We start from the raw sequence: 11,555 nt of genomic DNA on the forward strand, positions 1-11,555 counted from the left end.
TAAGACTCATGCTTTAGGAGGATGTATAGTTGATAGATACATGAGTCTAAAATTTGGCATTTTGGAAAGTATTTGAGAGTAATTGTGACCAATATTTAGAATTTCAGCAAACAAAAGTTAAAACTTTATAACTCTATCAATTAAGAATTCATTAAGAACTATATTTTTTCAGTATATTTTTTTAAAAAAATTTAGTATTTTTATATGCAGAAACTATTTAAATATAAACTCACTAACTATAAGCATAATTTCTACAAGTTCCTTTTCAAAGCATTTATAGCTAGTAGTACAATAGTTAGAAAAAAAATATAAATATCACTTACATCTTTTGTAATGATATTTATATTGGTGTTTTCAATATGACTAGCAATTCTTTTAAGGGAATCATCAGTAATTAGACAGATATCATAAATATATTTAACTCAAGCTGCTAGTTACAAAAATGTGCGCTCCAAGGTAAAAGCAAAGATAAAAGCTGATACCTTGAGCACAAATTTCTTGAGTGTTGATTTCGTTTATCATTTTCCCCTGCCAGTGCTAGGAGTGGCGACACCTTCAGATTTAATAAAAGATAAAGCCTGCACTCCTTTTAACATTGGCAAAGCAATTACTTTAAATGGGTTTAAGTTTAAGGAAGCCCAGGCTTTAGAAAAGGGACTAGTGGACCAGGTTGGTAATCCCCAGAAAGTGCTAGGGGAAATTTTATCCTGGACAGGAGGACAACCTTTTTTGACACAAAAGCTATGCAAGTTAACGATTGAGGTAGCAAAAACCGAAAATCCTCTATCGGTTGAACAAGTAGTGAGGTCAAAGATTATTGAGGATTGGGAACCTCAAGATGAACCAATGCATTTAAGAAGCATTCGCGATCGCCTCCTTTACAATAAATACCGGACAAAACAGATGCTAGGTCTATACCAGTTTATTTTGCAGCGGGAAGAAGTAGATGCGGATGGCTCTTACAAACAAATGGAATTGGTGCTTTCGGGATTGGTGGTTAAGCAGAATGGGAAACTAAGGGTTTATAACCCTATATTTAAGGAGATTTTTAACCAAAATTGGCTTAATGTGGAACTAAAGAGAGCTTTCGACTCTATGTAGAGGTTTTGAGAGCTTGAGTAGAAAGTTAGTGGAATTATATTATATGACTTTTGTATGAACCGGAGTTCGTCCCTACAGCGAACTCCGATAATGCTTCCGTTCTATGAGTTTCTCTTACGAGAGGAGAGATGACCTTACGTAAAAGCGCAGTTAAAGTCCCCCGATGATGCCACCATCTTCACGAGTGATGACCACTGTTGAAGAGCGTGGGCGTCCAGACGGACCATAACCTTGACTGTGTGGCCAGTTGCTGAATTGTGTGGGATTCGAGGCGACCGCATCCTCGCCGGGATGCTGGATGTTGAGGAACATGGCTTTGCCGTCGGGTGTGGTGACTACGCCAGTGACCTCACATTGCGTCGGACTGGTTAGGAAGCGCCTAACCTGTTTAGTATTGGGGTCAGCACACACCATCACGTTGCCACCGATGTTTTTCCAATCACCGAGACCGTCTCCCGCTTGGTCGGTTTGAATCCAGAAGCGACCAAAGTCGTCAAACCAGATACCATCCGGCGCACCGAAATCGTCGCCGTTAATGTTACCAACAAAATTTGGATCGGAATTGAGTTTGTCGCCACACTCAACGAAAAGGTCCCAGGTAAAGGTAGTGGCTGTAACGGTGCGCCCATCCTCACGCCAACGGATGATATGACCATAACGGTTGTCAGGGCGTGGGTTAGCCGCATCGACGGGAGGACGCGCACTGCCTGCACCTGTTGAGCCGTCCGGCGCATTCGAGGAAGCAGGAGTTGTTCCGCGACGATTGTTGTTCGTCAAAGTGCAGTAGACTTCAATCTCTTGGAATCCATTGATTCGGGGACGCACAGTAGTCCACTCCGGGCGGTCCATCATCGTTGCACCAACTTGATCTGCTGCCTGTCGTGTTTTGACAAGCACTTCAGCCTGGTTTCTAAACCCATTCTCAGGTGTCAGCCCATTCTGTCCGTAGACTAGAGGAAGCCATTCACCCGTACCGTCGTCCTTGAACTTGGCAACGTACAGGGTACCGTAGTCAAGCATATCGCGGTTAGCATTGCGATTCTGCCGATTGACGGGTCTAGCACAAACAAACTTGTAGATATATTCGTTGCGCTCGTCATCACCCATGTATAAAGCAACACGGTTATCATCATCAACGACAACCCAAGCGCCCTCGTGCTTGCATCGACCAAGCGCGGTGCGTTTTACTGGTTTGCTATGCGGATTGTACGGGTCAATCTCAACGACCCAGCCAAATAAATGGGGTTCGAGCGGGTTTGTGCCAGCATTGAAGCGAGGATCAACTTCATGCCAACGATAACGGGTTTCAGTTCTCGCGATGCCGTACCGGTTCTGTCCTGCCAAGATGTCGGACTTTTCAATCCCCTGAATCGGAGCCACGTCTCCTGTGGGGTTAGCAAAGTAGCCGTTCCAATTCTCTTCGCCGGACAGGTAAGTTCCCCAGGGCGTGTAGCCGTGACCGCAATTGTTGAGCGTGCCGTATGCGGTATAGCCGTCGTTCAGCGTTCCGGTGTCAACCGAGCCATTCGGCGTAATCTGAAATTTCTTTGATTTCAAAAGCACATCGCCTGCTGCTGGTCCCGAAACGCGCATCTCGGTATTGCCAGTGATGCGGCGACCATAAGGTGAATTGCGATTAACGCTCCAACTATTGCCGCTCTGGTAAACCTCCACAACGGCAATGCCGTGAGCAGCCTGAGATTTCCGTACCTTTTGGATTGTGACTTGCGAGTTTGGCAATCCGAACTGTGGCGCAGTTGCTGTCGCTGGAATGAAGGTCAGACCGTCGGGATGAAGGACTTCCTCGTGGGTATACTCATGGTTCACGCACAGCAGACCGCGATTCAATGACCGACCGAAGGAACGCTGCTTTTGGAGCGGGAAGTAGTGTATGGCATCCGCATGCATACCAAACTGCTTTTCTTGTGCTGCGGCGTCCTGCGAGACGTCCGCTAACCAGTCCTGCCCACCAGGCATAATTGGGTCACCCCAAGCAACCAATACTTCGACCTTGTAACCTGGAGGAACACTGACAAGATCCTTTTCAAGAAGCCCTGTTTCTGGGTTATTCAGGTTTGGTGGGATGCTCTCAAAGCCAATACCACCAAATCCTGATCCTGGTGGAATCGGTGCTGCCTCGACACTGCGAAGAAAGCCACCAATGGAAACCTCGCCCACGACACTGAGTACCGACGCACTCGCTGCCGTTAGTATAAACCGCCGACGATTCATACCAATGCGATCAATCACGTTAAGGATTGATTCGTTGCCAGATGGGTTGAGCGTTACATCATTTTTGGGGTGAAGGGAACCTTTCATTTTGTGTACTCTATTATGAGGGTTATGAAGTGATTATTCTGATTTCTCTTGTTAAAAGACAAATTCAAAACTCCTTGTCTTTGCAACTGTTATTCCAAGAATAAGCATCGAAGGAATTAATACATCTCTACGACGAAAACACGAAATTAATGTTCTAAACATTAAGAGTTCAGCAGTGAATTATAGTCACTAGAAATCCTGATTTTGCTTGAAATACTCTTCTAGCGTTGAGGCATATCTAATTGAGTTGACTACAATATTTAGATAATTAAAGTGCGTACAGAAAATTGCTATTTCATAATTAAGCAAGAATAATTGTTTACATAATTAGAATCTTATATAAAAGTTAAAAGCGTCTAATTATTAAGTTAATTTAAGGTTAAATTAACTAAAAAATAATCATATTTATTTGATTTAATTAACCTATTATTATTGAAATAATTTGAGATTATATTAATAGCATAAAAGTCTATATAGCCATTTTACAATAAGAAAAATATAAGTAAAAACAGCAGAATGAAAGTAATCATCCTGTTTCATATCAACCACAGAAAAAGTATTTTTATTTGGCAAAATATATTGACTAGCTCTTTATATCGCAGCTTAATACAAGGCGAATATATTATTACCATTAAGTCAACGGCAATTATTCTGTTAGTTTTTTGAACTGACAGCCTACAAAATAAGTTTTTGTTCTATAAATGAAAATTGACACGAACTTAAACAGCACTTTGGAAAAATTACTAAAGATAAAAAGTAATGTAAAAACCATAAATGACTCCAAAAGTTTTGACTCATATTCATTTATCCACCACAACTTCATTTTGCAGAAAATTGGATAAGTTTATAAGAATTTGACACAAGGCTCTCGCATTAATATCTGAATCAGTTTTGAGCACTGTTTGACTTTTGCTCTCTGTTAGCTTCCTGCTCAGTTTGGAACTTTACTTGTCTGCGTAACAGTTCAGCAATGGTCAGATTTGGCTCTGGAACTCCTTTAAAGGCAGTCCCAATTTCAGCTTTATAGTATTGAACTTCAGTTAGACGATAACCCTCATCTGGTAACGGAATATAGCCTACAGTAGTCGTCAAATTCCTGGCATTTTTTAGATAAAACTCAACAAAAGCTCGCAACTCAGGTTTATCTTGAGTAGACTTTGAATTGACGTAAATAAAGAGTGGTCGAGACAAGGGTTGATACTGAGCATTTTTCACCACTTCAGCAGAAGGATAAACTGCGCTTTTACCATTATTAACTGGTAGTGCTTTCAATTTCTTCTGGTTCGCTTCAAAGTATGCAAAAGGGATGTAGCCTAGCGCATCTGGATCTTTGTTTATTCCATCTACCAAAACATTGTCATCTTCACTGCCTGTGTAGTCAGAACGACTATCAGTTTTATTGCCCATAATGGCTTCATTGAAGTAATCATAAGTGCCGGAGTCTTTACCAGCACCATAAAGTTTCAATGGTCGGTTGGGATATGTTGCCCGTATCTGATTCCAATTAGTAATCTTGCCCTGTGCGGCTTTTTCCCAAACCTTTTTCAGTTCCGCTACTGTGATATCCTTTGCCCAATTATTTTGGGGATTGACTGCAACAGTTAAGGCATCAAAAGCAACCGGCAGTTCAATGAACGCAACACCTGATTTGACACAAGCATCCATTTCTTGAATCAGAATAGGACGTGAGGCATTACTGATGTCAGTTTCACCCGCACAAAACTTTCTAAATCCACCAGTTGTACCGGAGAACTGTACATCAATTTTTACTTTCTCTCTTTGAGGAGTTTTGCGAAACTCTTTAGCGACTACATCTGAAATTGGATAAACCGTACTAGAACCATCAATCTTAATCTCGTTTGAAGTGCTTGCCTGGTTTTGTCCGGCACAAGCAGTCAAAGATATGATAACCGCAGTTACAGATATCAAAGAAAGTCCAAGTTTCACCTGTGTATTGAAAGCCATATATTTATTTGTGCTTGACACAAAACTTTTTTGTTTATAAAAGTTGCTACCTAAGTCATTGGTATGTCTTTTTATTTCATGAGCGATCGCTTATTTTAAGCGTTATACATACTAATTTTTTAGATTAGCTGTCATTCTCCTTCATGAAGCGTTCATTCAAACTATCAGTTTCTGTGCTTGTACCAATTCCCAATTCCTTTTTGCTCTGTTCTAACTGTTCCCATAGCACCTGAATTTGTTCATATGCTTCTTCTGGAGATATTTTTCCTCCTGTTTCTAAACAAGAGATATAAGTAACTTTTTGTGCAAATTCTTGGAGATTAGCATTAAATACTAAATTCTCTGGTTTAACTTGACCGTAGTAGCGATGGCGAGGGAAAAGAAAGGTTTTAAAGTCTTTCGGTTCGTCGGGCTGTGTCATAACTAAGTTCAACCCCCATTAATAACTTTTTATTAAGTTTTGGTCTATTGCTTGGCACTATCCAATGTGTCCATACACATAGTCCTTAGTCCGCTTCTCTTTTGGACTGTTAAATATATCCGTTGTCAGACCAAACTCCACCAATTCACCCAAGTACATAAAAGCAGTGAGTTCAGAAATCCGAGCAGCTTGTTGCATACTGTGGGTCACAATGAGAATCGTTACCCGTTTCTTCAACTGACCAATTAACTCTTCAATGCTGACAGTGGCATTGGGGTCTAGGGCAGAAGTTGGCTCATCAAACAGAATCATTTCAGGATTTGTCGCCAAAGCACGAGCAATACACAAGCGCTGCTGTTGACCTCCTGAAAGATTAAAAGCCATATCTTTTAAACGGTCTTTGACTTCATTCCATAAAGCAGCAGCACGTAAAGCTTCTTCCACCTTTTCATCAATAATGCTACGCTTAGAAATTCCTCGCACCCGTAAACCATATGCCACATTGTCGTAAATTGACTTGGGGAAAGGATTTGGTCTTTGAAAAACCATGCCAATCCGCATCCGCAACTCAATCGGGTCTACCTTCCGACTGAGAATGTTGGTTGGAGTGGAGTCCAACAAAATTTCTCCTTCATAGCGATTACCTGGGTAGAGGTCATGCATACGATTGAAACACCGTAACAAGGTGGTTTTACCGCACCCAGATGGACCAATCAACGCCGTCACCGTATTCTTGGCTACTACCATGTTGACTTCTTTGAGAACCTTATTAGAACCGTAGTAGAAGTTGAGGTTGTTGACTGTTGCTTTGGACTGAAGTTCAGTTAGTGATGGAGTATGACTCGCAGCTTCTTCTACCATTTGACACCTTTACGAAAACGATAACGTAGATAAACAGCAATTCCATTCATAACCAAGGTCATAGCTATCAGTACAACCCCTGCGGCGGCTGCATTAAACTGAAATTCTGGTTGAGGACGGGATACCCAGTTGAACATCTGGATTGGCATCACGGTAAAGGGTGCCTTTAACCATTCAAAGGAGATAAATGGAAACTCACCTTTGATGGGGGATTCTGGCAAAAAAGCAATGAAAGTCAAAGCACCGATGGTGATGAGGGGTGCAGTTTCACCAATTGCCCTTGACAAGCCCACAATAACACCTGTTAAAATGCCACCCATTGAGTAGGGTAAAGTATGGTCCCAAATCATCTGCCATTTGGTTGTTCCCAGTGCATAGGCGGCTTCGCGGATACTGTTGGGAATGGCGCGTAGAGACTCGCGAGTTGTCACAATAACGACTGGTAACACTAAAAGCGCCAGGGTTAATCCTGCTGTCAAAATGCTTTCGCCTAACTTTAACTTATCTGCGAACAGCCCCAACGCCAAAAGACCGTAGACAATAGAAGGCACACCCGCAAGGTTGGTAACATTGATTTCAATGAGCGCAGATAGCCAGTTCTTTTGGGCATACTCTTCCAGGTAAATACCCGATGCAACACCCAATGGAATTGCTGCAACGAGTGTGACCAACATGACTAGACTTGTTCCTATCCAAGCGGAGAGGATTCCAGCTTCTTCAGGTTTGCGACCAGGAAAAGAAGTAAAGAACTGCCAGTCAAGACGAGATGACCCATCAATAGCCAATCGAATGATGAGCGCCAGTAAGGTAAGAACTGCCACGAAAATGGTCAACAAGCCAATAATGGCAAAAATAGCATCTAGCAATTTGCGGCGAGAGATATTTGCTCGGAGTTGCTGTAGATTTTCTCCTGACATACTAGTAAATTTCTCGATAGCGCCTGCTTAGAAAATACCCAATAATATTAAAAACCAGCGTCATCAGTACCAAAGTCAGCCCAGCGGCGAAAATCGTTTGGTACTCAAGGCTACCGTATGGTAGGTCTCCTAAACTGACCTGCACTATGTACGCAGTGATTGTTGCTGCCTGATCCATTGGATTCCAGGTTAAATTTGGTTGCAGTCCAGCAGCAACTGCCACAATCATCGTCTCCCCAACTGCACGAGAAATCCCTAAAATATAAGCTGCAAATATTCCAGAAATGGCGGAAGGGTATACGACTCGCCAAGCTGTTTGCAAGCGTGTCGCCCCCATTGCATACGAACCTTCTCGCAAATACAGCGGAACTGCTCGCATGGCGTCTTCACTAATAGAACTGACCAAGGGAAGAATCATGATACCCATGACCAATCCTGCACTCAACATATTAAACCCTGGTAGGTCGGGGAGAAAAATCTGCAACAGTGGTGTGACGAATAAAAGTGCGAAATAACCGTACACTACCGTAGGAATACCTGCCAGTAACTCTAAGAAAGGCTTAACGACCTCTCGCAATTTGACACTGGCAAATTCACTTAGATAAATCGCTGTTATGGTACCCAGTGGTACTGCGACCAATAAAGCAACGGTGGTTGTGACCAAAGTTCCAGAAACGAGCGGTAGAATTCCATAGTGGGCATCAGAAAACAAAGGCGACCATTGGGTGTCTGTAAGGAATTTCACTATGGAAACTTGACTGAAAAATTCTACGGACTCATATAGTAAAAGAACGACAATTGAAATCGTCGTCGCCACTGAGGAAAACGCAGCTAGAAATAACAGAACTTCTATGATTCTTTCCCGTATATCCCGTATTGTCCTAGGGGATAATGAAACCTGTTTTAGCTCTTGAGATTGCTGTTGCATTGAATAATATTTTTCGTTCACCTTGTGAGGATTGTTACAATTTTTCTCAAAATTTGTGTGATAAATGAAAATTTTTGGGTATACAGGTACAGGTAAAAGGTGATTGAGAATACAACGATTAGCAGTAAGCTAGCTGCTAATCGTTTGTTCTTTTTAATCACAAAACAGCTTTACTGTTTTGCCTCACGCTGAACTAGTTCCTCAATCTTTAGACCTACTGCTTCCTGTCCACCAAACACTGTACCAAGCTTAGGTTTTTGGAAATGCTGTACTCCAACCTTGTAAACCTGAGCTGGTAAGGGAATGTACTTGACTTCACTGGCGAATTTAGCCCCGTTGTTCAAGTAATAACTGACGAATTCCTTCACCTCTGGACGCTGCGCTGCTTTAGCGTTGACATAGATGAAAATTGGTCGAGACAGGGGTTGGTAAGTTCCACTCTCCACTGTTTGTTCAGAGGGTAAGACTGCTTGACCTTTACCGTTATCGATAGCCACTGCCTTCAGTCTTTTCTGGTTAGCTGCGTAATAGGCATAACCAAAATAGCCGATTGCATTTTTGTCGCGGCTTACACCCTGTACCAGTACATTATCGTCCTCACTGGGAGTATAGTCAGTGCGACTCGCCTTGGATTTACCGTTAATAGCCTCGGTGAAGTAGTCAAATGTACCAGAATCAGGACCAGCACCATAAAGCTTCAAAGGTGCATTCGGAAATCCTTGGCGCACTTGGCTCCAATTTGTAATCTTGCCTTGTGCTGCTGGTTCCCAGATTTTCTTGAGTTCAGCTACAGTCAGGCTCTTTGCCCAGTTGTTTGCAGGATTGACAACGACTGTCAAGGCATCATAAGCCACTGGCAGTTCAATATACTGAATACCAGCCTTTTTACAAGCATCCATCTCTTTAGCAAGGATAGGACGGGAAGCGTTAGAGATGTCTGTTTGCCCAGCGCAAAACTTTTTGAAGCCGCCACCAGTACCGGAAATACCAACCGTAACTTTAACCTTGCCTTGTTTCTGCTTTTGAAACTCTTCGGCTACTGCTTCAGTAACTGGGTAGACGGTGCTGGAACCATCAATACTAACTGTGCCTGTACCTTGAGACTGAACCGAAGGCATCGATACAACGAAAGTCGCTGCTGTTAATGCCAATGAGCTTATCAACGTCAAGCGGTTAAGTCCCAATTTCAATCCTTTCACCACCATATTATTTGCTCCGAGATGCTTACTCTTGTTGAAATAAGCTGTTTTTAAACAACTGACACTCACAACCAGTGGAAATGCTGGTTTCCTTTGATTGATATTATTTTTTTGGATAATTGTATTATTTCAAAAAAAACTGATTTGTCAATTTAAGGTTTCATTAAGGTTAATAAAAATTAAAGTTTTTACTAAGGTTAAAGAAAAATTACAATACGCTCATCAACAGAATGGCTACAATCGGTGCTTGACAAGGGTTTTAAAATCATGTCGTTTGCCAGGAGGTTAAATCATTTGTGGCATGAGTGAGCGAAAAAGTCCTAAAATGCAGCTAGAAACAGCCTGTTGGAGAAAGAAAGCATAATTGACAAATTAGTTTTTTTTGAAATATCTTACTGATACGCTCGATCATAACAAGTCCTCTAAAGCCAACAACTAACCTTGTGAAACAAGTTTTTGTGCTTGAAGCGGAAAACTCAATTCGAGAAATGCTTGACACAGCTTTGAAGGCAGAAGGTCATGGGATTATTACTGCCTCAGATAGCCATGTAGCTTTAACTTTGCTGAAGAGTCTTGACCTTAATCAGAAAAAGTTCCCATTTGACCTAATGATTTGCGATTGTATGCTGTTTCAGGTTGATGAACTTGAGATGTGCCGCTGGCTGCGCGACCAAGGTTCTTTAGTGCCGATATTAATACTGAGTGCTAGTGGCAGTGAAGCTGACTGCATCCGTGCTTTAGAAGCAGGAGCCGATGATTTTCTCGCCAAACCTTTTAATACACAGGAATTTTTGATCCGTTGTCGAGCTTTATTACGTCGCCATTCTTTAAACTTTCTACCTCATTCCAAGGTATTGCAGTTTAAGGATATTCTTGTTTACCCTCAACAGCATCGTGTACTTGTGCGAGGGAAAGAAGCTTACCTGTCGCCCAAGCTATTTCGCCTTTTAGAAGTATTTATCAGTAACCCACACCGCGTTTGGTCGCGGCAAGAGTTGTTTGACCAAGTTTGGGAACCTAATTTTATCCCTGACACTAAAACTTTGGACGTACATATTCGTTGGTTGAGGGAGAAAATAGAACTCAGTCCCAATCGCCCGAAATACGTCATAACAGTGCCGAGGATTGGCTATCGGTTTGGTTAAAATTCTCCCACACGCTCCCTCAACTATCACATCCCATAATCTCTGCTGTTCTTTACGAACGAGAAAGATTTTGAGCGACTTTACGATAATGTTCAAAGCGCGGCTGAAAATATGATGGAAAACGGAGAGTTATTTACCTTATATCTTGCACCTCTCGGGATAAACCACTAATAGACCAATAGGAGCGTAAAAAAGTGACTCCAGCAGTGATAAGGTACTTAAGTAGAAAAAAGAAATTTATATAACAAAACAAGGGTTGAGATTACGTAAATGACCAAGGTTCAGGCGATGCGGAAGCCGCCGCTACGCGATCGCCAACTTGGGGAGTGCCTGGATTTGCGCTCATGAGCCGAAATATGAGCAGAATTGGGCGTGAAAAGCATAATTAACAGCAAGAAAAATGATCTCAATTCTTAGGCGCGGGACAAGGGCTAGTTTACACTTTACTATCGTTGATGCCCTCAAAATACCAGCAACAAAACTTAGAAGCAATGTTGGGATTGTTCCTACAGGCGCAAGGACATCCTTTACCTGAACACTCTAAAAGTAAGTCAGAAGCGTGCCTTAAGCCGATTTCTCAATATTTATGATTGGTCAACCCGAAGTGTAATTCGCACTGCTCGCGCTCGTATTATTCAGGAGATTTTGTCTCATTGCCCAAAAGGACGGAAACCGTTTCTACAAGTCATCATTGACCTT

The 11,555-nt window shown here is 42.1% G+C and carries 10 protein-coding genes; 3 read left to right on the forward strand and 7 right to left on the reverse strand.

The window, feature by feature from the left end; translation table 11 throughout:
- Nucleotides 1-498 precede the first annotated feature (498 nt).
- Nucleotides 499-1,101 (forward strand): AAA-like domain-containing protein, encoded by a 603-nt coding sequence (locus V5G28_RS00800; RefSeq protein WP_336229382.1) that lies wholly within the window; start codon nt 499-501, stop codon nt 1,099-1,101.
- 150 nt (nt 1,102-1,251) lie between these two features.
- Here V5G28_RS00800 and V5G28_RS00805 read toward each other — a convergent pair whose 3' ends face one another.
- The 7 genes from V5G28_RS00805 to V5G28_RS00835 form a co-directional block, all read right to left on the reverse strand.
- A complete protein-coding gene (locus V5G28_RS00805) occupies nt 1,252-3,420 on the reverse strand; it encodes a PhoX family protein (protein ID WP_336229384.1) in 2,169 nt (722 codons plus the stop codon).
- 885 nt (nt 3,421-4,305) lie between these two features.
- Complete coding sequence (locus V5G28_RS00810; RefSeq protein ID WP_336229386.1) at nt 4,306-5,385, reverse strand: PstS family phosphate ABC transporter substrate-binding protein; 1,080 nt, start codon at nt 5,383-5,385, stop codon at nt 4,306-4,308.
- 124 nt (nt 5,386-5,509) lie between these two features.
- A complete protein-coding gene (locus V5G28_RS00815; protein ID WP_336229388.1) occupies nt 5,510-5,806 on the reverse strand; it encodes a DUF7219 family protein in 297 nt (98 codons plus the stop codon).
- Between the two features lie 57 nt (nt 5,807-5,863).
- Nucleotides 5,864-6,667: a phosphate ABC transporter ATP-binding protein PstB gene (gene pstB, locus V5G28_RS00820; RefSeq protein WP_336229389.1), complete on the reverse strand. Its 804-nt coding sequence runs from the start codon at nt 6,665-6,667 to the stop codon at nt 5,864-5,866.
- Entirely contained in the window at nt 6,661-7,584 is a 924-nt protein-coding gene (gene pstA / locus V5G28_RS00825) for a phosphate ABC transporter permease PstA (RefSeq protein WP_336229390.1), read from the reverse strand. Before pstA ends, pstB begins: the two co-directional genes overlap by 7 nt.
- A gap of 1 nt (nt 7,585) precedes the next feature.
- A complete protein-coding gene (gene pstC, locus V5G28_RS00830) occupies nt 7,586-8,512 on the reverse strand; it encodes a phosphate ABC transporter permease subunit PstC (RefSeq protein ID WP_336229392.1) in 927 nt (308 codons plus the stop codon).
- A 170-nt stretch (nt 8,513-8,682) separates the two neighbouring features.
- Nucleotides 8,683-9,717, reverse strand: coding sequence for a PstS family phosphate ABC transporter substrate-binding protein (locus tag V5G28_RS00835; RefSeq protein ID WP_336229394.1), 1,035 nt, complete (start codon nt 9,715-9,717; stop codon nt 8,683-8,685).
- A gap of 437 nt (nt 9,718-10,154) precedes the next feature.
- Here V5G28_RS00835 and V5G28_RS00840 point away from each other — a divergent pair, with 437 nt between their 5' ends.
- Nucleotides 10,155-10,856 (forward strand): response regulator transcription factor, encoded by a 702-nt coding sequence (locus V5G28_RS00840; protein ID WP_336229395.1) that lies wholly within the window; start codon nt 10,155-10,157, stop codon nt 10,854-10,856.
- A gap of 455 nt (nt 10,857-11,311) precedes the next feature.
- The gene (locus V5G28_RS36540; RefSeq protein WP_442994193.1) at nt 11,312-11,446 is read left to right on the forward strand and encodes a hypothetical protein; all 135 of its coding nucleotides are present in this window, start codon (nt 11,312-11,314) and stop codon (nt 11,444-11,446) included.
- The last annotated feature ends 109 nt before the right edge of the window (nt 11,447-11,555 follow it).

This window comes from Scytonema sp. PRP1, assembly GCF_036697665.2.
GTDB classification, from domain to species: Bacteria; Cyanobacteriota; Cyanobacteriia; order Cyanobacteriales; family Nostocaceae; genus Kalymmatonema; species Kalymmatonema gypsitolerans.